18 protein-coding genes and 1 tRNA gene are annotated in these 21,118 nt (G+C 68.5%); 9 read left to right on the forward strand and 10 right to left on the reverse strand.

The window, feature by feature from the left end; genetic code table 11:
• Nucleotides 1-77 precede the first annotated feature (77 nt).
• Together MTBUT4_RS08155 and MTBUT4_RS08160 are read right to left on the reverse strand one after the other, a co-directional pair.
• Nucleotides 78-299 (reverse strand): ribbon-helix-helix domain-containing protein, encoded by a 222-nt coding sequence (locus MTBUT4_RS08155; protein WP_173979182.1) that lies wholly within the window; start codon nt 297-299, stop codon nt 78-80.
• A gap of 50 nt (nt 300-349) precedes the next feature.
• Nucleotides 350-1,738 carry a lyase family protein gene (locus MTBUT4_RS08160; protein WP_173979183.1) on the reverse strand — a complete coding sequence of 463 codons (1,389 nt, stop codon included), beginning with the start codon at nt 1,736-1,738 and terminating at the stop codon, nt 350-352.
• A 232-nt stretch (nt 1,739-1,970) separates the two neighbouring features.
• Between MTBUT4_RS08160 and MTBUT4_RS08165 the strand changes: the two genes are divergently transcribed.
• A complete protein-coding gene (locus MTBUT4_RS08165) occupies nt 1,971-2,402 on the forward strand; it encodes a DUF2934 domain-containing protein (protein WP_173979184.1) in 432 nt (143 codons plus the stop codon).
• Here MTBUT4_RS08165 and rodA read toward each other — a convergent pair.
• The 6 genes from rodA to MTBUT4_RS08195 all read right to left on the reverse strand — a co-directional run bounded on the left by rodA (nt 2,390) and on the right by MTBUT4_RS08195 (nt 9,575).
• A complete protein-coding gene (gene rodA, locus MTBUT4_RS08170; RefSeq protein WP_173979185.1) occupies nt 2,390-3,553 on the reverse strand; it encodes a rod shape-determining protein RodA in 1,164 nt (387 codons plus the stop codon). The genes MTBUT4_RS08165 and rodA overlap by 13 nt on opposite strands.
• Entirely contained in the window at nt 3,550-5,412 is a 1,863-nt protein-coding gene (mrdA, locus tag MTBUT4_RS08175) for a penicillin-binding protein 2 (protein ID WP_173979186.1), read from the reverse strand. The genes rodA and mrdA overlap by 4 nt, the downstream gene beginning before the upstream one ends.
• Nucleotides 5,413-5,419: 7 nt before the next feature.
• Nucleotides 5,420-5,935: a rod shape-determining protein MreD gene (gene mreD, locus MTBUT4_RS08180; RefSeq protein ID WP_173979187.1), complete on the reverse strand. Its 516-nt coding sequence runs from the start codon at nt 5,933-5,935 to the stop codon at nt 5,420-5,422.
• Nucleotides 5,935-6,843 carry a rod shape-determining protein MreC gene (gene mreC / locus MTBUT4_RS08185; RefSeq protein ID WP_173979188.1) on the reverse strand — a complete coding sequence of 303 codons (909 nt, stop codon included), beginning with the start codon at nt 6,841-6,843 and terminating at the stop codon, nt 5,935-5,937. The genes mreD and mreC overlap by 1 nt, the downstream gene beginning before the upstream one ends.
• A 91-nt stretch (nt 6,844-6,934) precedes the next feature.
• Nucleotides 6,935-7,975, reverse strand: coding sequence for a rod shape-determining protein (locus tag MTBUT4_RS08190; RefSeq protein ID WP_173979189.1), 1,041 nt, complete (start codon nt 7,973-7,975; stop codon nt 6,935-6,937).
• A 55-nt stretch (nt 7,976-8,030) separates the two neighbouring features.
• Nucleotides 8,031-9,575 (reverse strand): 2-isopropylmalate synthase, encoded by a 1,545-nt coding sequence (locus tag MTBUT4_RS08195; RefSeq protein WP_173979190.1) that lies wholly within the window; start codon nt 9,573-9,575, stop codon nt 8,031-8,033.
• A gap of 252 nt (nt 9,576-9,827) precedes the next feature.
• Here MTBUT4_RS08195 and MTBUT4_RS08200 point away from each other — a divergent pair, with 252 nt between their 5' ends.
• The 4 genes from MTBUT4_RS08200 (at nt 9,828) to MTBUT4_RS08215 (ending at nt 11,873) form a co-directional block, all read left to right on the forward strand.
• Nucleotides 9,828-10,412, forward strand: a complete 585-nt coding sequence (locus tag MTBUT4_RS08200) for a hypothetical protein (protein WP_173979191.1) — start codon at nt 9,828-9,830, stop codon at nt 10,410-10,412.
• A 95-nt stretch (nt 10,413-10,507) separates the two neighbouring features.
• On the forward strand, nt 10,508-11,047 hold the full coding sequence (locus MTBUT4_RS08205; protein ID WP_173979192.1) for a tyrosine phosphatase family protein: 540 nt from the start codon (nt 10,508-10,510) through the stop codon (nt 11,045-11,047).
• 88 nt (nt 11,048-11,135) lie between these two features.
• Nucleotides 11,136-11,561: an NUDIX hydrolase gene (locus MTBUT4_RS08210; RefSeq protein ID WP_173979193.1), complete on the forward strand. Its 426-nt coding sequence runs from the start codon at nt 11,136-11,138 to the stop codon at nt 11,559-11,561.
• A gap of 120 nt (nt 11,562-11,681) precedes the next feature.
• On the forward strand, nt 11,682-11,873 hold the full coding sequence (locus MTBUT4_RS08215; RefSeq protein WP_173979194.1) for a DUF1059 domain-containing protein: 192 nt from the start codon (nt 11,682-11,684) through the stop codon (nt 11,871-11,873).
• 289 nt (nt 11,874-12,162) lie between these two features.
• Here the strand turns inward: MTBUT4_RS08215 and MTBUT4_RS08220 are convergent, their stop codons facing one another.
• Nucleotides 12,163-13,521: a TrpB-like pyridoxal phosphate-dependent enzyme gene (locus MTBUT4_RS08220; protein ID WP_173979195.1), complete on the reverse strand. Its 1,359-nt coding sequence runs from the start codon at nt 13,519-13,521 to the stop codon at nt 12,163-12,165.
• Nucleotides 13,522-13,713: 192 nt separating this feature from the next.
• On the opposite strand from MTBUT4_RS08220, the gene MTBUT4_RS08225 reads away from it, so the two are divergent.
• Nucleotides 13,714-13,789, forward strand: a tRNA-Lys gene (locus tag MTBUT4_RS08225).
• A gap of 80 nt (nt 13,790-13,869) precedes the next feature.
• On the opposite strand, the gene MTBUT4_RS08230 is transcribed toward MTBUT4_RS08225, so the two are convergent.
• Nucleotides 13,870-15,717 (reverse strand): ATP-binding protein, encoded by a 1,848-nt coding sequence (locus MTBUT4_RS08230; protein WP_173979196.1) that lies wholly within the window; start codon nt 15,715-15,717, stop codon nt 13,870-13,872.
• Nucleotides 15,718-15,851: 134 nt separating this feature from the next.
• On the opposite strand from MTBUT4_RS08230, the gene MTBUT4_RS08235 reads away from it, so the two are divergent.
• From MTBUT4_RS08235 to MTBUT4_RS08245, 3 genes are all read left to right on the forward strand, one after another.
• Nucleotides 15,852-17,225 (forward strand): sigma-54 dependent transcriptional regulator, encoded by a 1,374-nt coding sequence (locus tag MTBUT4_RS08235; protein ID WP_173979197.1) that lies wholly within the window; start codon nt 15,852-15,854, stop codon nt 17,223-17,225.
• 90 nt (nt 17,226-17,315) lie between these two features.
• A complete protein-coding gene (locus tag MTBUT4_RS08240) occupies nt 17,316-20,102 on the forward strand; it encodes a molybdopterin-dependent oxidoreductase (protein WP_173979198.1) in 2,787 nt (928 codons plus the stop codon).
• Between the two features lie 8 nt (nt 20,103-20,110).
• A complete protein-coding gene (locus MTBUT4_RS08245) occupies nt 20,111-21,118 on the forward strand; it encodes a 4Fe-4S dicluster domain-containing protein (RefSeq protein ID WP_173979199.1) in 1,008 nt (335 codons plus the stop codon).

The following is a 21,118-nucleotide window of genomic DNA, read 5'->3' on the forward strand; positions in this document are numbered from 1 at the left end:
AAAATTAAACCGGACAGCCGTGGATCAAGTCCGGGCATGACGAAAGTGGGGATGGCGCAAATATATAGCTCGGCGTTCTATTTCCCGCGCAGCTGCGCCAGCACGAACACCCGGATCGCCGAGGACAGGTTGCCCCGGCGGCTGCGGTCGATGTCCTCGATCAGCCGGTTGAGCGAAGTGCCGCGCGCCTCGGCCACACCCTTCAGTTCCTCCCAGAACGCCTCCTCCAGCGACACGCTGGTGGCGTGGCCGGCAATGGTGATTGAGCGCTTCCTGATCTCGCTGCCGGGAATGGTCATCAAACTCCTCCGTCCCGGCAATTGGCAGCCTTGAGCCACCGGCGTCAACGTCATTTCGGCCCCAGCATGTCCTCGGGCCTGACCCAGGCGTCGAAATCGGCGGCGTCGATGCCTGACGCGGTCGCCGCCTGACGCAGCGAGGTGCCTTCGGCGTGAGCCTTCTTGGCGATGGCGGCGGCCCGGTCATAGCCGATGCGGGGGGCCAGCGCGGTGACCAGCATCAGCGACCGCTCGACCGCCTCTTCCAGCCGCCGGGCATCGGCGGCCATGCCGTCGATGCAGCGGGCGGCGAAGCTGTCGCAGGCATCGGCCAGCAACCGCACCGATCCCAGCAGATTGACCGCAATCACCGGCTTCGAGACGTTGAGCTGCAACTGGCCCTGGGACCCGGCCACGGTGATGGCGACGTGATTGCCCATCACCTGGCAGCACACCATGGCCAGCGCCTCGGCCTGGGTCGGGTTGACCTTGCCCGGCATGATCGACGAGCCCGGCTCGTTGGCCGGCAGCACCAGTTCGCCCAGCCCGCTGCGCGGCCCCGAGGCCAGCAGGCGCACGTCGCCGGCGATCTTGGTCAGCGCCACCGCCAGGGTGTTGAGTGTTCCCGACACCGCCACCAGCGCGTCATGGGCGGCCAGAACGGCGAACTTGTCGTCGGCGGGGCGGAAGGCCAATCCGGTGAGGCCGGACAGCTCCTCGGCGAAGGCGACGTCGAAGCCGGGGGCGGTGTTGAGCCCGGTTCCCACCGCGGTGCCGCCCTGGGCCACGTCGAGAAGCTCGACGGCGGCGGCGGCGATGCGGGCGCGGCCCGCCCGCACCTGGGTGGCCCAGGCCCCGACCTCGTCGCCCAGACTGAGCGGAACCGCGTCCTGCAGATGGGTGCGGCCGATCTTGACCAGCCCCGCGAACTCCGCCGCCTTGACCGTCAGGGAACGGCCCAGGCGGTCGAGGACAGGCAGCAGGCGGTGGTGGATCTGCTCGGCGGCGGAAACGTGCATGGCGGTGGGGAAGCTGTCGTTGGACGACTGGCCCATGTTGACGTGATCGTTGGGATGGACCGGCGCCTTGGCTCCCGGCGCCGCCCCCAGCATCTGGTTGGCGCGGTTGGCGATCACCTCGTTGGCGTTCATGTTGCTCTGGGTGCCCGAGCCGGTCTGCCACGGCACCAGCGGGAAATGGGCCGACAGCCGCAGATCCGCCACCTCGGCGGCGGCGGCGGCGATGGTATCGGCAAGATTCGAATCGAGGCGCCCGAGCCGGCGGTTGGCCAGCGCCGCCGCCTGCTTGACCAGGCCCAGCGCGCGGATCAGAGGCGCCGGCAGGGTGTGCTCGCCGATCGGGAAGTTCTCCAGGCTGCGCTGGGTCTGCGCCCCCCACAGGCGATCGGCCGCAACCCGCACTTCGCCTGACGAATCACTCTCCAAACGGTATGCATCCATGATCGGGCCTCCTTACCGCGTCCCGCCGCCCCATATGGTGGAGATGTTGCGCCAAACCATCGCGACGCTTCCATGACAGCGCCATATCCATTTGGACTTATTACGTTTTTCCCACCAGGCCTTCAGAAAACAATAACCGTTGGACCGTTGCGCACCATTCGTCGCATCCATACCATGCCCGACGGTCGGAATGGTGGCGGACGAACAGCCTAAACCGACGCAGGAGAACGTCATGGCCCGCTTGGACAGCAGCTTGAGCCTCGCCGAGAGCAGTGCTCTCGCGCTTCACGAGGCCGCCCACCAGCTCGACCGGGCGGCCGATGCCGATACCTTCCTGCGCGCCCTCGAGCGCAACCGCGCGGTGTGGCAGACCCTCCGGGCGGTGGCCGACCGCGAGAACTGGCGGGTGCCCAGCCGCCGCCTCGCCGATTACGCCCTGGCCACCGCGCGCAAGATGGGCCGCGGCTGCGGCGACGACACGGTGACGACGCTGATCGACATCAACCGCCAGGTCTCGGCCGAACTGGCCGGCGGCGACATCGAGCACATCCGCCAGCGCGCCTATTTCATCTGGGAGAATTCCGGCCGGCCGCCGGGCCAGGATCTCGACCACTGGCTGATGGCCGAGATGGATCTCGGCTCGGGCGGCGTTCAGTCCTCGTAGGAGCCGCGCCGGCCGATGGGGTGGTCGCGGTGGATGTAGGTGCTCATCACCAGGCCCCAGCCGAACAGCAGTGACAGCATGGCGGTGCCGCCGTAGGAAATCAGCGGCAGCGGCACCCCCACCACCGGCACCAGCCCCATCACCATGGCCGTGTTGATGAAGAAATACAGGAAGAAGGTGGTGGTGATGCCCAGCCCGACCAGGCGGCCGAACTGGCTGCGGCAGCGCAGCGCGATGGCGTAGCCGTAGGCGATCAGCAGCACGTAGAGGCCCAGCAGGAACAGCCCCCCCATCATGCCCCATTCCTCGGCGAACATGGTGAAGATGAAGTCGGTCTGCTTCTCGGGCAGGAAGTTCAGGCCGGACTGGGTGCCCATCATGTAGCCCTTGCCGAACACCCCGCCCGAGCCCAGCGCGATCTTCGACTGGGTGATGTGATAGCCGGCCCCCAGCGGATCGGAATCCGGGCTGAGAAAGATCATCACCCGCTTCTTCTGGTAATCGTGCAGGAACTGCCAGGCCACCGGGATGGCGCCCAGGCCGGCGCCGATCAGCACGCCGAACTTCCACAGCCGCACGCCGGCCATGAAGAAGATGGCGCCCGAACTCATCAGCAGCATCATGGCGGTGCCCAGATCGGGCTGCTTCAGCACCAGGCCCACCGGCGCCAGCACCATGGCCAGCGGCGGCAGCAGGAAGACCGGCCGCCCGACATCCTGCAAGGTGGCGCCGTGGAAATAGCGGGCCAGCGACAGGATCAGCGCGATCTTCATGATCTCGGACGGCTGCAGCTGGATGAAGCCGAGATCGATCCAGCGCTGGGCGCCCATGCCGATGGTGCCCTTCACCTCGACCAGCACCAGCAGAACCATCGAGACCAGGTACAGCAGATAGGCATGGCGCATCCACACCCGCAGGTCGATCACCGCCACGCCGATCAGGATGCAGATCCCTAAGCCGAAGCGGATCATCTGCTTGACCGCCCAAGGCTCCAGCGAGCCGCCGGCGGCGGAATAGAGGTTGAGGAAGCCGACCGACGCAATGGCGGCGAGCAGCGCGATGAGCGTCCAGTTGATGTGCCAGAGCTTCTCGCGCCAGTTCATCTCGGTGCGGTTCAGGCGCGACGACAGGCGTTGCGTGGGTCGCATCATCCCTCCCGGCCTCCGGCGCTGCCGGCAACCCGGGCGCGCTCGCGCTTCTGCACTTCAATCATGATGTCGCGGGCGATGGGCGCGGCCACCGCCGAGCCGCCGCCGCCGTGCTCGACCACCACGGCGATGGCGAAGCGGGGATTCTCCTCGGGAGCATAGGCGACGAACAGCGCGTGGTCGCGTTCCTTCCACGGCAATTCCTCGTTCTTCTTCACCCCGGTCTCGCGCTCGCGCATGGTGATGCGCCGCACCTGTGCGGTGCCGGTCTTGCCCGACAGCCACATCCCCTCCTGGTCGATGCGGGCGCGGAAGGCGGTGCCGCCGGGTTCGTTGGAGACGGCGTTCATGCCCTTGCGGATCAGCGCCAGGTTCTTCTGCTGCACCCCGCAGGACGGCCAGTTGGGCGCCGAACGCGAAGTGGCGTCCTTGCCGTCGATGTGATCGCGGGCGACATGGGGCACCACCGCCAGCCCGCCATTGGCGATGCGGGCGGTCATGGTCGCCAGTTGCAGCGGCGTCGCCAGGCAATAGCCCTGGCCGATGCCGTTGATCAGGGTCTCGCCGGGATGCCAGGGCTGCTTCAGCGCCTTGCGCTTCCAGTCGCGGTCGGGCATCAGGCCGTTGCGCTCGTTGGGCAGGTCGATGCCGGTGGGCACCCCCAGCCCGAAGCGGCGCGCCACCTCGGCGATCTTGTCGATGCCGACGCGCCGGGCCACTTCGTAGAAATAGACGTCGCAGGAATGTTTGATGCCGGCGATCAGGTCGACCGAACCGTGGCCGCCCTTCTTCCAGCAATGGAACTTGATCGAGCCCATTTCGGTGTGGCCCTTGCAGAACACCGTCTGCGCCGGGTTGATCTGGCCGCTTTCCAGCGCCGCCAGGGCGACGATCAGCTTGAAGGTGGAGCCCGGCGCGAAGGTCCCCGAGATGGCCTTGTTCTGCAGCGGCGCGCGTGGATTGTTGATGAGGTCCTTCCACTCGTCGGGGGTCAGGCCGCGGTTGAAGGCATTGGGGTCGAAGGACGGCGTCGAGGCCATCACGATGACCTCGCCGCTATGGATGTCCATCACCACCGCCGCCGCCGATTCGTCGCCCAGGCGCTGGGCGGCGTATTCCTGCAGCCGGATGTCGAGGGTGAGCGTCAGGTCCACTCCGGGCTCGCCCTCCCTGCGCTCCAACTCGCGGATGACGCGGCCGACCGCGTTGACCTCCACCGAACTGGTGCCGCCGGCGCCGCGCAGGGCCAGGTCGTAGATCTTCTCGACGCCGGCCTTGCCGACCCGGAAGCCGGGCAGTTCCTCAAGCGGATCGTTGGTCAGGTCGGCCTCGGACACCGCCGCCACGTAGCCCAGGATGTGGGCGCCCAGGCTTTCCAGCGGATAGAACCGGCTTTGGCCGACGTCGATCAGCACCCCGGGCAAATCGGGGGCGTTGACCTCGATGCGGGCCACATCCTCCCACGACAGGTTCTCGCGCACGGTGATCGGCACGAACGAGCGCCGCCGCCGCGTCTCCTTGTGGATGCGGGCGCGGTCGTGGTCGGTCAGGGTGATGATCCGGGACAGGGCATCCAGGGTGTAGTCCAGCGACGGGCTCGCCTCGGCCACCACCAGCACCCGGTAATTGTGCTGGTTGATCGCCATGGCGATGCCGTTGCGGTCGAGGATGGGACCGCGCGGCGGCGCCAGCAGGCGCAAGCTGACCCGGTTGTCCTCGGCCAGCATGGTGTACTTGTCGCTTTCCACCACCTGCAGGTAGTACATGCGCCCGGCCAGCGCGCTGACCAGCGCCGCCTTGCCGCCGGCCAGCATCATGGCGCGGCGGCTGAAGGTCTTGGAGCGGTCGTTGTCGTGGTACATGCGGGCCTCAGACGTCCTTCAGGAAGGCCATCTGCGTGCGCGCCAGGGTCCACGTCATCAGCGGGAACAGGGCCAGCATGAGCAGGTATTCGAAGATCACCGGGCCGGCATCCGCCGCCCGCCCGTTCAGCACGGTGACCAGGACCCAGGTCAGTCCGGTGGCGCCCCCCGCCAGCAGCCCGAAGGCCCACCAGGTGACGATGAACGACTTGCCCAGGAAGAACTTGCGCTGGCTGGCGGCCACACCCTGGACCAGCAGCAGCACCAGCGCCACCGCGCCCAGCGGCGTGCCGGCGATGACGTCGTAAAGCAGCCCGATCAGGAACGCCGCCCACGCCGGCAGCAGGTCGGGCCGGTAGATGGCCCAGTAATAGACCCCCATCAGCGGCAGCATCGGCGCCACCGCGCCGAAGCCGGGCAGGTGGGTGGGCACCGCGGTCAGCAGCAGCAGCACCAAAGTGACGCCGAACGGCACCAGATGGCGCACCCAGGCATCCAGGCGAACCCAGACCGAGGGCTTCATCAATTCTCGGCCCCGGCGGCAGCGGCAACGGGGGCGCCGCGACGGCGGCGCTCGGGGACCGGAGGCTTGTCGAAGGGCAGGATGCCGCCCAGGCCGTAATCGACCACGGTGACGAACTCCAGTTCATGGCGCCGCACGAAGGGCTCGACGCGGATGATGCCGTCGGTGACGGAGCCGACCACGCCGATGGGGATGCCGGGGGGGAACGCCGCGCCCGAGGACGAGGTCACCACCCGGTCGCCCGCCGCGACCGGCGCACCGGCAAGGTAGTTGAGCTTGGGCCTCTCGCGGTTGTCGCCGGCCAGGATTGCGCGGGTGCGCGACGCCTCCAGCATCACCGGGATGCGGGCATTGATGTCGGTCAGGAGCAGCAGGCGCGAGGAGCGCTCGCCCACCTCGGCGACGTGACCGACCAGCACCTCGCCCGACAGCACCGCCAGGCCCTTGCGCACCCCGTCGCGGTTGCCGGCGCCCAGCAGCATGGAATGGCCGAAGGCCGAGCCGACGTCGCCGATCACCCGGGCGGTGACGAAGGACGGGTCGGGATCGGGAATGACGTTCAGCTGGTCGTGCAGCACCGACGTCTCGGCCTCCAGCCGGCGGGCCACCGTCTGCCAGTGCATCAGCCGCGCGTTCTCGGCCCTGAGGCGGACGTTCTCGGCGCGCAGGGAGGCCAGCTCACGCACGCTGTCCACCACCTCGGCGATGGAGGCGGCGGGACGGCTCATGACGTCGAGGACGGGGGCCAGCGCGTCGGCCACCAGGGTCCGGGTGCGCTCGACCAGCAGCACGTCGGCCTTGCCGACGATCATCAGGGCGACCGCGGCCACCACCAGGGAGACGAAGGCGAAACGCTGGGCCAGCAGCCGCAGCGTGGCAAAACGTCCGACCGCACCGGACTGTTTCACGAAGGCCCCCTCCGTTCCCGAATTGCCGCGGCACCGCCAAACCCCTGGCGGGCCGCGCTGGGCAAACCTACAACATCTGGACGCACCAATACTAGTACATGCTGGTCAGCACGTTCTTCAGCTTGGGCATCTCCTCCAGCGCGCGCCCGGTCCCCAGCGCCACGCAGGACAGCGGGTCGTCGGCGATGGACACCGGCAGGCCGGTGGCGTGGCGCAGCACGTAATCCAGGTTGGAGAGCAGGGCGCCGCCGCCGGTGAGCACGATGCCCTTGTCGACGATGTCGGCGGCCAGTTCCGGCGCGGTGTGCTCGAGCGCCACCTTGACCGCCTCGATGATGGCACCGACCGGCTCGGCCAGGCTCTCGGCGATCTGGCGTTCGGAGACGATGAGTTCCTTCGGCACGCCGTTCATCAGGTCGCGACCCTTGATCTCCATGGTGCGGCCCTCGCCGTCCTCGGGCGGGCAGGCGGAGCCGATCTCCTTCTTGATGCGCTCGGCCGAGCCTTCGCCGATCAGCAGGTTATGGTTGCGCCGGATATAGGCGATGATGGCTTCGTCCATCTTGTCGCCGCCGACGCGCACGCTGCGAGAATAGACGATGCCGCCCAGCGAAAGAACAGCCACCTCGGTGGTACCACCGCCGATATCGACCACCATGGAGCCGGTCGGCTCGGTGACCGGCAGGCCGGCGCCGATGGCCGCCGCCATCGGCTCCTCGATCAGGAACACCCGGCGGGCGCCGGCGCTTTCCGCCGATTCCTGAATGGCGCGGCGTTCCACCGCGGTCGAGCCCGAGGGGACGCAGACGATCACCAGCGGGCTGGCGAAGGAACGGCGGTTGTGCACCTTGCGGATGAAGTGCTTGATCATCTCCTCGGCGACTTCGAAGTCGGCGATGACGCCGTCGCGCAAGGGGCGGATGGCCTGGATGTAGCCGGGGGTGCGCCCCAGCATCATCTTGGCCTCGTCGCCGACGGCGAGCACCTTCTTCTTGCCCTTCTCCTCGGCGATGGCGACCACCGACGGTTCGTTCAGGACGATGCCGCGGCCCTTGACGTAGACCAGAGTATTGGCGGTCCCCAGATCGATCGCCATGTCGGCCGACATCCAACCCGTCAGTTTCGAAAACATAATCCCTCGCTCGAAAGGTCTCTCGTTGCCGTAAGGGGCGCTTGCCCGCTTTATATCAGGCCGTCAGCGCTGCCGGAGCGGTTTTTTGCCGCTTCACCAAAAGTTTGTTCAGGGCATTCACATATGCGCGGGCCGAAGCCACCATGGTGTCGGTGTCCGCACCCTGCCCGTTGACAGTCTTGCCATCTTCTTCCAAACGAACCGTTACCTCGGCCTGGGCATCGGTGCCCTGGGTCACCGCATGCACCTGGTACAACAGCAGCCGCGCCTCGTGCGGGACCAGCGCCTTGATGGCATTGAAGGTGGCGTCGACGGGGCCGTCGCCGGTGGCCTTCACGTTTCGCACCACGCCGTCGATCTCCAGGTCCAGTTCCGCCTTGGGCGGGTTGTGGCGGGTGCCGCACAGAACCTCCAGCCCGTGGAAGCGGATGCGGTCGTTCTCGCGGTACACAGCTTCGTCGATCAGAGCGACGATATCTTCGTCGAATATGTCCTTTTTGCGGTCGGCGAGGTCCTTGAAGCGGACGAAGGCGTCCTCGACGGCGGAATCGGCCAGGTCGTAGCCCAGATGCTTCAGCTTGTCCCTGAAGGCGGCGCGGCCCGAATGCTTGCCCATCACCAGGTTGGAGCGGGTCAGCCCGACCGATTCAGGTGTCATGATCTCGTAGGTCTGGGCGCATTTCAGCACGCCGTCCTGGTGGATGCCCGATTCGTGGGCGAAGGCGTTCTTGCCGACGATGGCCTTGTTGGGCTGCACCACGAAGCCGGTCACCGCCGAGACCAGGCGCGAGGCCCGGGTGATCTGCTCGGTCTTGATACCGGTGGTGAAGGGCATGCGGTCGGGGCGCGTCCGCAGGCTCATCACGATCTCTTCCATGGCGGCGTTGCCGGCGCGCTCGCCCAGGCCGTTGACGGTGCATTCGATCTGGCGGGCGCCGGCGGCCACCGCGGCCAGCGAATTGGCCACCGCCAGGCCGAGGTCGTTGTGGCAATGCACCGACAGGATCGCCTTGTCGATGTTGGGCACCCGGTTGACCAGCATGGCGATCAGCGCCGCGTATTCGTCGGGCACCGCATAGCCGACGGTGTCGGGAATGTTGATGGTGCGCGCCCCGGCATCGATGGCGGCCTCGACGCAACGGCACAGGAAGTCGTGCTCGGTGCGCGAGCCGTCCTCGGCCGACCATTCCACGTCGTCCACCAGGGTGCGGGCGAAGCTAACCGAATCCTTCACCTTCTGCAGCACCGCCTCGGGCTCCATCTGCAGCTTGTATTTCATGTGCAGCGGGCTGGTGGACAGGAAGGTGTGGATGCGGTGCCGGGGCGCGTCCCTGACCGCCTGGTGGCAGCGTTCGATGTCGCCCTTGGTGGCGCGGGCGAGGCCGGCGATTGTGGCGGTCTTGACCCGCCTGGCCACCGCGTTGACCGCCTCGAAGTCGCCGTTGGAGGCGATGGGGAACCCGGCCTCGATGACGTCGACGCCCATCTCTTCCAGCACCAGGGCGATCTTGACCTTCTCCTCCAGGTTCATGGAGGCGCCGGGCGACTGCTCGCCGTCGCGCAACGTGGTGTCGAAGATGATGACCCTGTTGTTGTCCATGCCTGTCGCCACTCGCAATCGGTAAACGGGCGCCCTGCCCCGGGTTCACGCCCGATGGCGCCCCGCCTTCGCGAGCCGGTTCAATCGCGGGCCGAAACAAGGGGAATCCGGGCGGGAGGCTGGCCGCCCACACACACCATAGGAAGTATGAGTCGCCCAGGCTTGTCAACAGGATCGTGGACCGATGGCGGCCTATCCATCGGCCGGGGGGCATGCTATGGAGTACTTTACGGTTTTCTGATGGAGGCCCGGATGAGCGAGCCGGTCAATGAAGTCGCCATGCTTGAGGCGGCGCTGGAACAGGGACTGCAGTTGCGCCGCGCCGGCGCCGGCGACGCGGCACTGGAAATGCTGGACCTGATCGTCTCGCATTTCGAGACCGCCGACCACCCCGTCGCCCATTTCGCGGTCAGCCGCGCCATGCTGGGCCGCGCCATGGCGCTGGTCGATCTCGACCGCGAGCCCGACGCGCTGGAGGCGCTGGACGGCCTGCTGGCCCGCATCCGCGGCTTCGACGACCAGGAATACCGCGAGCTGCGCATCCTTGCCGCCTACGAGGCGGCGATGCTGCTGGGCGGCCAGGGCGACCACGAAGGGGCGGCCGAGGGGCTCGCCTTCGCCATCGCCCAGGCGCTGGGCGACGAACCGGCCAAGGTGCAGCACATCCTCGCCGCCGCCCACGTCAAGCTGGCGGTGGCGCGCCTCAACCTGGACGACGGCGACGGCGCCAGGCGGGCGCTGGACCAGGTGCGGACCCGCTGGGGCGGCAGCGACGACCCGTCCCTGCGCCACTGGGTCGACGAGGCGGCGAAGATGCGCGACGGGATGGCCGGATAGGCGGCCGCGGCCACGCGCAGCGATCGGGTGATGCACGCGGCGGCGCCATGCTTTAGCCTGCGCGCCAGGATCCAACACGGAGCGGCGAAGTGTCCATGGTCCCCTACAAGATCACCATCTGCGGCCTGACCGAATTGTGCCTGCACGGCGAGGCCGGGATCACCCACGTCCTCACCATCCTTGATCCCGACCATCCCGATCCCGACGATTTCCGCGCCTATCCGCCCCACCGCCGCACGGTCTGGCGCTACCACGACATCGTCGCCGAGAAGGACGAGATGGTGGCGCCGCAGGCGGCCGACGTGTCGGCCATCCTGGCCTTCGGCGCGCAGACCTCCGGCATAGACCACCTGCTGATCCACTGCCACATGGGCATCTCCCGCTCCACCGCCACCGCGGTCATATTGATGGCGCAGAGCAACCCGGGGCAGGAGGAGGCCGCCTTCGCCGAGCTGCGCCGCATCCGTCCGCGCAGTTGGCCCAACAGCCGCATGATCGGCTTCGCCGACCGCCTGCTCGAGCGGAACGGGGCACTGGTGGCGGCGATGAAGGGCCATCACGCGACGGTCGCCGCCGCCGAGCCCGGGCTCGCCGATCTGTTGCGCCAGTCCGAACGGGCCGGCGAGGTTCCGTGACCCGAGGTTCCGTCACTGGAATCCTTGACTCCCGTCACAGTACTGTCACATTCCATTGGTTCTAAACCATGGACCGCGCGCCAGGGACATGCCCAGCCCCAAGACCCGTCTCCAGTTCGCGGCGTTTCCCTACCGTGTGGTCGATGGCCAGCCCATGGTGGCGCTGGTCACCTCGCGCGAGACCAGGCGCTGGATCCTGCCCAAGGGCCAGCCCGAGAAGCGCCTGAAGCCGCATCAGGTGGCCGAGGTCGAGGCCTATGAGGAGGCCGGGCTGATCGGCCGCATCGTGGAACGGCCGCTGTGTGCCTTCCCCAGCCTCAAGCGCCTGCGCAGCGGCCGCGAGGTCCCCACCGAGGTGGTGGTCTTCCTGCTTGAGGTCCAGCACGAACTGGATAATTGGCCGGAACGCCGCCAGCGCCAGCGGCGCTGGATGAGTCCGGGCGAGGCCGCGGCGGTGACCGGCGAGGCCGGCCTGGTGCCGGTGCTGCTGGAATTCGAGGCGCTGTGGGTGTGATATTGGCCGACGCACGCCTTGCGCCGTCGCCGTCAGGCCCCATGTGACACGCAAACCATAGGTTTGCGCCCGGCGAGGGGCAGACAGAACCTGCACAATTCCGCCACCCCGGAGGGTTCCATGGCGCGCAAATATATCGACTGCCGCGACTATCCCGGATCGCAATGCTCGGTAGCGCTGTCCGCCGACAACGAGGATGAACTGGTGGAGGCCGCGGTCGAGCACGGCGTCAAGGTCCACGGCTACCAGGACAGCCCGGACTTCCGCCGCCAGTTGAGGGAGCAGGCGAAAGAGGGCAATCCGCCTGCGTGAAGCGGGCGGCCGCGCGGATGCCCGAGTCAACTCCGGCGCCGTCCGGTTCCTTTCCCATCCGCTCCAACAGTAGCCTCATCCTGAGGAGCGGCCCGTCCGGGACGCGTCTCGAAGGACGAGGCGGGCCAAGGACGTGCGACGGGGGAGCGAGGGTGCGACGGGCCAGGCCCTTCGAGACGGCCGCTGGCGCGGCCTCCTCAGGGTGAGGCCCGAATGAGGCGTCGGACCGGGTTCCCGGGAACCCGGCCCGCAGCGACAATGGCCGCGCGGCACCGGCCGCGCCAACACCTCACACCTTGGGCAGCGCCGCCAGGGCGGTCTGCAGGTCGGCCTCGCCGTAATCCAGGTCCTGCAGCTTGCCGCCGAAATAGTCGGTATAGGCCTGCATGTCGAAATGGCCGTGGCCCGACAGGTTGAACAGGATCGAGCGGGCCTTGCCCTCGGCCTTGGCGGCCAGCGCCTCGTCCACCGCCGCCTTGACCGCATGCGAGGATTCGGGGGCCGGCACGATGCCCTCGGCGCGGGCGAAGGCCACCGCCGCCTTGAAGCACTCGGTCTGGGCGTAGGAGCGGGCCTCGATCAGGCCCAGTTCCTTGACGTGGCTGACCATGGGCGCCATGCCGTGGTACCTGAGGCCGCCGGCATGGGAGCCCGGCGGCATGAAGGTCGATCCCAGGGTGTGCATCTTGACCAGCGGCGTCAGGTGGCCGGTGTCGCCGAAATCGTAGGCGTAGGTGCCCTTGGTCAGGGTCGGGCACGACGACGGCTCGACCGCCACCACCCGCACCTGCTGGCCCTTCAGCTTCTCGCGGATATAGGGGAAGGCCAGGCCGGCGAAGTTGGAGCCGCCGCCGGTGCAGGCGATGACCACGTCGGGGGCGTCGTTGGCCATGGCCATCTGGGCCATGGCCTCCTCGCCGATCACCGTCTGGTGCAGGCAGACGTGGTTGAGCACGCTGCCCAGGGCGTATTTGGTGTCGTCGCGGGTGGCGGCGACCTCGACCGCCTCGGAGATGGCGATGCCCAGCGAGCCGTTGCTGTCGGGGTCCTTCTCCAGGATGGTGCGCCCGGCGTTGGTCAAAGTCGACGGCGAGGCGACGCATCGGGCGCCGTAGGTCTCCATCAGGGCGCGGCGATAGGGTTTCTGGTTGTACGAGATCTTGACCATGAAGACCTCGACCTCGAGCCCGAACAGCGAGCCGGCGAAGGCCAGGGACGAGCCCCACTGCCCCGCCCCGGTCTCGGTGGACAGCCGCTTCACCCCTTCCTGCTTGTTGTAGAAGGCCTGCGGCACCGCGGTGTTGGGCTTGTGGCTGCCGGCCGGCGAGACGCCCTCGTACTTGAAGTAGATGCGCGCCGGGGTGTCCAGCGCCTTCTCCAGCCCGCGGGCGCGGACCAGCGGGCTGGGCCGCCACAGACGGTAGATCTGGCGCACCGGCTCGGGGATGTCGACCCAGCGCTCGGACGTCATCTCCTGGGCGATCACCGCCATCGGGAAGATGGGGGCGAGGTCGTCGGGGCCGCAGGGCTGGCCGGTGCCCGGATGCAAGGGCGGCGGCGGCGGTGCCGGCAGATCGGCGGCCAGGTTGTACCAGGCCTTGGGCAACTGATCCTCGGGCAGCAGGTACTTGACGGTGTCGGAGCTCATCGGACGGGTCCCCCTTGGTGGCGGATCGGGTTGTTTCCCGGATGCGGCCCCTTTTGTAACCCCGCTGCAACCGAACGCCAAGCCCGCCCTCCCCGCCGCCCCGCCCCGGCGCCACGATTTTTCCCCTTGCCAGCCCAGGCCTATCCGACTATAAAGCCGGCCTCTCAGCCGGGGAGACCCGGATGACCCTGAGGGCGCTTAGCTCAGTTGGTAGAGCAGCTGACTCTTAATCAGCGGGCCGTAGGTTCGAATCCTACAGCGCCCACCAAGATTTTGGTGGACAAGACCCCCGGGAAGCCAGGCTTCCCGGGGGTTTTTGCTGGGTGGTGGCGGATCGCCGCTCCGCCCCTATTGCTCATCCTCCCAGTCGGCCGGCGACAGCGGCAGGATGACGCGGGCGACGGTGCCGCCCTCGGCGCCGGCTTCGAGGCGGATGTCGCCGCCGTGATCGACCACGATGCGGCGCACGATGGTCAGGCCCAGGCCCGTGCCCTTGGTGCGGGTGGTGAAGAACGGCTCGAACACCTTGGCCAGAACGTCCTCGGATATTCCGGGTCCGTTATCGGTGATCGCCACCTCGACCGCCGGGCGCGACCGGTGCAACGTCGATGAGGCGTCGATGCTGAGATGGCCGCCCTCGCCCATGGCCTGGATGGCGTTGGCCATCAGGTTCTGGAACACCTGGATCAGCCGGGTGCGGTCGCCGAACACCTTGGGCAGGCGCTCGTGCGATTGGCACAGGACGATGGACTTCTCGGAAATGTCCGGCAGCATGGACAGCGTGGCGATGCGGATGGCCTCGTCCAAATCCACCCAGTCCATCACCAGGCCGTTGGGCCGCGCGAAATCCAGCATGTCGGTGAGGATGTTCTCCATGTAGCCGATCTGCTCGAGGGCGATCTCGCAGCCCTCGGCCAGCTTGTCCTGCCCCCGGGTATGGTGGGTGTGCAGGATCTTCACGTTCATCTTCACCGAGGACAGCGCGTTGCGCACGTCATGGGCGATCATGGTGGCCATGCGGCCCATGGCGGCCTGCTCCTCGTTCTTGGCCGAATCGCGCAGGGCATCGAGCATGCGCATGATGGCGCGGGCCAGGACCCCGAACTCGTCACGGCGGCCGACCGACGCCGAGGTGAGGTTGCGTTCGCCGGCGGCGATGCGGTCGGCCACCTGGGTGAGGTCCTGGATCGGCCGCGTCAGGTGGTTGGTCGCCAGCGCCAGCGCCAGCGCCACCAGGGCACCGACGCCCAGGGCGGCCCCCACCAGCTGGGTGCGGTAGGCGCGGATCTCCGCCTCGATGTCGGCCAGCGAAGCCATGCCGCCGACGGCGATGACCTGGGTTCCGTCCTCTGCCAGGGGATCGGCCAGCAGCACCCGTTCCACCGCCACCGACAGCTTCCGCCCGGCATCGTCGAAGCGCAGCTGCGGGTCGCCGCCGCCCAGCCAGCGCCGCCAGCGCTCGCCCAGGCCGAACTCGGCGACCAGATCGTTGCTGCGGGCGACGTCTCCTTCCCCCTGCAGGACCGAGGGACGGTAGATGTAGCGGCCGTCGCGGTCGCCGAGAAAGAACGCGATGTCGTTGCGCGGCCGGCCGAAGCCGGTGATCAGCGCGTCGAAATCGATGGCGACCACGAAAAGGCCGCCGCCGCGCCCGTCCTCGCGCGGGGCGATGGCGGTGGCGGCCTGGATGACCCGGATGCGGGGACGATAGGCATCGGGGCCGTTGCGCTCGATCAGCTGCGAGAAATGCACGTTGCCGGGCCACAGTCCGCGCGCCAGCTCCCGCAAGCTTCCGGCGTTCAGGTTGGCCGTGGGCACCGGACGCACCCCCAGATCCGCCTGCTCGAAGGCCAGGACCCGGCCATCGGGCCCGGCCACCCGCACCTCGGCGGTGACGTAGGCCGGCTGCTTGCGCATCAGCATGGCCACCGCCTCGGTCACCTCGGCCTGGCCCGCCCCGCTCCGCGGGTCGATTCCGCGCCCGGCCTGCTCGGCCAGCATCCGCAGGTCGCTTTTCACCACGTCGAACAGGGTGCTGATGATGCGGGCCTCGCGGCTGACGCTTTCCTGCAGACGCTGCCGGGCCAGATCGTGCAGGGTGGCGTTGGTGCGCGCCAGCGTCAGCGTCGCCATGCCGGCGATGGCGATGCTGGAGATGAGGAACGTGATGGCGAATATCTTCCTTGAGATCTTCATTCCGGCGGCGCCCCCCTTTCGCGCGCGGGTCCGGTCTTCGAGGCCACATCGATGCAAGGCTCATGCTATCATGGCCATGGGCATGGCCGAGGTTTTGCAGGACATCGGCCGGCCACTGATTTCCGGGAAGGACCATGGCGCACATCCTGCTTGTCGATGACGACCGCGCGATCTGCCGCACGCTCAATCACCACTTCCAGCAGAGCGGCCACCGGGTCACGCTGGGCTATACGGCGGAAGAGGCGGTCGATCTGGCCGCCGGTCCCGACGTGGACGTGGTGGTGTCCGACGTGCGCCTGCCCGGCCGCGACGGCATGTGGCTGCTGTCCGAGATCAAGGCCGGGCGGCCCACCCTTCCGGTCATCATGATCACCGCCTTCCACGATTTCGAGACCACGGTGGCGGCCATGCAGGGCGGCGCGGTGGACTACGTCGCCAAGCCCATCGACCTGGACGAGCTGAACGCCGCCATCGAGCGCGCTCTCAGCCACGATTCGCAGGAAGAAGGCCTGGTCATCGGCCCGCCGGGCGGCGTCACCACCCAGATCGTCGGCCAGTCCACCGGCATGAAGCAGGTGTTCAAGAGCATCGGCCTGGTGGCGCAAAGCCGCATCACCGTGCTGGTGCTGGGCGAATCGGGTACCGGCAAGGAGCTGGTGGCCCGCGCCGTCCACAATGCCAGCCCAGACCGCCATCACCCCTTCGTCGCCGTCAATTGCGCCGCCCTGGTCGAGACCCTGCTGGAAAGCGAGATGTTCGGCCACGAGCGCGGCGCCTTCACCGGTGCCGTCACCGCCCACAAAGGCAAGGTCGAGCAGGTCGGCGAAGGCACCCTGTTCCTCGACGAGATCGCCGAGCTGTCGCCGCGCATGCAGTCCAAGCTGCTGCGCATCCTCGAGGAGCGCGAGTACAGCCCGGTCGGCAGCACCCAGGTCAAGCGGAGCAAGGCCCGCTTCATCACCGCCACCAACGTCGACCTGCGCGAGCGCGTGGCCAGCGGCCAGTTCCGCGAAGACCTGTACTACCGCCTCAACGTCGCCACCATCATGCTGCCGCCGCTGCGCACCCGCGCCTGCGACGTTCCGCTGCTGGTGGACTTCCTGCTCAGGAAGATCAACAAGGACCTGCGCAAGACCATCCGCCGGGTGTCGAGCGAGGCCATGGAATGCCTGCTGTCCTACGACTGGCCGGGCAATGTCCGCGAATTGGAGAACGTGCTGATGAAGTCGGCGGTGCTGGAGCGCGGCGATGCCCTGACCGTGGACAGCCTGCCGCTCGAGATCCGCCAGCTTCCCAAGGCCCCCAAGGCGCTGTTCGAATACGAATGCGACCGCCCCCTGTGTTCCCTGCGCGAGCTGGAGCGCCAGCACATCCAGCGCGTGCTGACCGGCACCAACTGGCACAAGGGCAAGACCTGCGACATCCTCGGCATTTCGCGTCCGCGCCTGGAGCGGCGTATCCGCGAATTCGGCCTGGTGCCGCCCCGGGACGAGAGGTCGATTGAATGAAACGTTCACATCGGCCACGGAGCGGACTGAACGAAACGTTCAATCGGCCGCCCCCCGGCGACGGTGCCGGCTCGGGAAGGAGGTCGCCCCATGGGCGCACCGAATAGGCGTAAATTCCTGAAGGGCGTGGCCGCAATCGCCGCGGCTCCGGTGCTCGGCAGCGGCCTGTCGCTGCGCAGCCTGGCCGCCGATCCCGCCATCAGGCCGGATTATCCCGGCTGGCAGGACCTGGTCCGGCGCGGCTGGACATGGGACCGGCGCACCCGCGGCGCCCATCTGGTCGGCTGCACCGGCGGCTGCCCGCACTGGGTCTACAGCCGCGACGGCATCGTCCTGCGCGACGAGCAATCGGGCGATCTGCCGGCGCTACCCGGCCTTCCCGACCCCAATCCGCGCGGCTGCGCCAAGGGCAGCTGCGCCATCGACTACATGTACGGCCCGTACCGGCTGAAACACCCGCTGATCCGCATGGGCGAGCGCGGCGACGGCAAATGGCGGCGGGCCAGTTGGGACGAGGCGCTGCAACTGATCGCCGACCGGGTGGTCGATGCCATGGTCCGCCACGGCCCCGACAGCGTCAGCGTGTTCTCGCCGGCCCCGGCGGTGGCGCCGGTGTCCTATGCCGCCGGCCACCGCTTCGCCCATCTGACCGGCGCCCATGCCCATACCTTCTTCGACTGGTACGGCGACCATGCGCCCGGCCAGACCCAGACCCTGGGGGTGCAGTGCGATGCCGCCGAGACCTCGGACTGGTTCAACGCCCGGCTGATCCTGCTGTGGGGCGCCAACCCGGTGCAGACCCGCATTCCCGACAGCCATTACCTGACCGAGGCGGCCCTCAACGGCACGCGGGTGGTGACCATCGCCCCCGATTACAGCAGCAGCGCCGCCAAGTCCGACCAGTGGCTGCATCCCAGGCCGGGAACCGACGCCGCCCTGGCGCTGGCCCTGGCCCATGTGATCGTCGAGGAGCGGCTGTTCGATGCCGCCTTCGTCGCCGAGCAGACCGACCTTCCGCTGCTGGTGCGCAGCGACACCAGGCGCTTCCTGCGCGAGGCCGACCTGGTCGAGGGCGGGGCCGAGGACCGCTTCTTCGCCCATGACCAGGCCAGCGGCCGGCCGGTGGCCATGCGCGGTTGCTGGGCCGACCAGCCCGACACCCGGGCCGCCCCGCGCCATGCCTATCTCGGCCGCGACACGCTGTCGTTTCCCGAGGGAACGCTGGCCCTGGGCGATCTCCGCCCGGCCCTGGAGGGCAGCTTCCGCGTCCGCACCAGGGACGGCGGCGACGTCGAGGTGCGCCCGGTCCTGGAGCTGCTGCGCCGGACCCTGGCCGATCATTCCCCGCGCAAGGCGGCGCGGATCACCGGGATACCGGCGGCCACCATCACCGCCCTGGCCCGCGAGCTGGCCGCCACCCGGCCGGCCACCATCATCACCGGCGCCGGCATCAATCACTGGTTCCACAGCGACGTGCTGTTCCGCGCGCTGCACCTGCTGATGGCCCTGACCGGCAATGTCGGCCGCCACGGCGGCGGCGTGAACCACTACGTCGGGCAATGGAAGCCGGTGCCCTCGGCCGGCATCAACGCCCTGGCCTTCCCCCGCGGCGTCTCCCGCCAGCGGTTCTGCCAGACCACCATCTGGACCTACCTGCATGCCGAGGCCCGGGACGGCATCGAGGGCATGGACATCCCCCGCCGCCTGCGCGATTCGCTGACCAGCGGCCAGATGCCGCTGTACCCGCGCGGCGGCCGCTCGCCCAAGGTCTTCATCTGCTATCGCGGCAACTACCTGAACCAGACCAAGAGCCAGGGCGACGTGCTGCGCACCCTGTGGCCGAAGCTGGACCTGGTGGTGAACATCAACATCCGCATGGACACCACGGCGCTCTATTCGGACGTGGTGCTGCCCTCGGCCCATTGGTACGAGAAGACCGACCTCAACTTCACCGAGGAACACACCTGGATCCACATGACCGAGCCGGCCATCCCGCCCATGTACGAGGCGCGCTCGGACTGGCGGATCTTCGTCGATCTGGCCGCCAAGGTGGAGGAGACGGCACGGCGGCGCGGCGTGACCACGCTGCACGACGACGAGTTCGGCTGGCACCGCGACCTCGGCCGCCTGCACGCCGAGATGACCGCCGACGGCCGCCTCGCCCGTGACGAGGACGCCGCCCAGTTCATCCTGGACAATGCGCCGGAGACCAAGGGCATGACCCTGGACGCCATACGCCGCAAGGGTCCCCAGCGGGTGGTGTCGAACTGGACCTCGCCCATGGAGGAGGGCGTTCCCTACACCCCGTTCCGCCACTTCACCCACGGCCGCAAGCCGTGGCCGACCCTGACCGGGCGGCAGCAATTCTACATCGACCACAGCCTGTTCCTGGAGCTGAGCCAGGAATTGCCGGCCTATCGCCCGCCGCTGGACTCGGACCAGTTCCCGTTGCGCTTCAACACCCCGCATTCGCGCCACGCCGTCCATTCCACCTTCAAGGACAACGACCTGATGCTGCGGCTGCAGCGCGGCGGCCCGGTGCTGGAAATGGCCCCCGCCGACGGGCGCCAGCGCGGCCTGGCCGACAACGACTGGGCCGAATTGTGGAACGACCACGGCCGGTTGATCTGCCGGGTCAAGCTGCGTCCCGGCGAACCGGCCGGCCGGGTGACCATGCACCACGCCCCCGAGCTGTACCAGGACCTGATCCAGGGCGGCTCGCAGAGCGTCTGCCCGATCCGCATCACCCCCACCCACCTGGTGGGCGATTACGGCCACCTGGTGTTCCGCCCCAATTATTACGGCCCTGGCGGCAGCCAGCGCGACGTGCGGGTCGAGGTGCGGCGCTACACCGGCCCCGTGCCGGCGGGCTTGTAGGTGCGGCCATGACCTCTTCCACCCGCCACCGCCAGATGGCCTTCGTCATCGACCTCAACAAATGCATCGGCTGCCAGGGCTGCACCATCGCCTGCAAGCGGCTGTGGACCACCGCCCCGGGCCTGGAGGCGGCCTACTGGATGAACGTCGAGACGGTGCCGGGCAGGGGCTATCCCCGCGACTGGGCCGGGCGCGGCGGCGGCTTCGACAAGGGACGGCCGAAGCCGGGGCGCGAGCCGACGCCCGAGGAATACGGCATCCCCTTCGAGTTCGACTACAGCGCCCGCCTGTTCTCGGGCAAGCGCGACCGCGGCCGCCCGCGCGCGGCGGCCGATTGGGCGCCGAACTGGGAAGAGGACCAGGGCGCCGGCGCCTATCCCAACACCTACTTCTTCTACCTGCCGCGCATGTGCAACCACTGCGACCGGCCGGCCTGCGCCGAGGCCTGCGAAGCCGGGGCGATCCGCAAGCGCCCCGAGGACGGGCTGGTGCTGCTGGACCCCGACCGCTGCGACGGCAGTCGCGCCTGCGTCGCCGCCTGCCCCTATGCCAAGACTTTCTTCGACGCCGCCAAGGCCAAGGCCCACAAGTGCCACGGCTGCTTTCCCCGTCTCGAGGCCGGCCTGGCCCCGGCCTGCGTCGCCCAGTGCACCGGCCGGGCCATGCATGTGGGCTTCCTCGACGACGGCGCCGCCTCGGTCCACAAGCTGGTGCGGCAGTGGGGGGTGGCGTTGCCGCTGATGGACGGCTTCGGCACCGGCCCCAACGTGTTCTACATCCCGCCCTTCATCGGTCCCGCCGTCGAGGGACCGGACGGCACCGCCGGCGCCGCCGCCAGGATTCCCGACAATTACCTGGCATCGCTGTTCGGTCCGGACGTGCGCACCGCGCTGCGCGTCCTGCGCGCCGAACGCCGGAAGCGCGGCAGGGGCGAGCCGTCCGAGCTGATGGACCTGCTGATCGGCCGCGACGCCCGCGCCCTGCTGGGCCACCTGCAGCCCCACCCCTCGCGCTGA

The organism is Magnetospirillum sp. UT-4 (assembly GCF_902729435.1).
GTDB lineage: Bacteria > Pseudomonadota > Alphaproteobacteria > Rhodospirillales > Magnetospirillaceae > Magnetospirillum.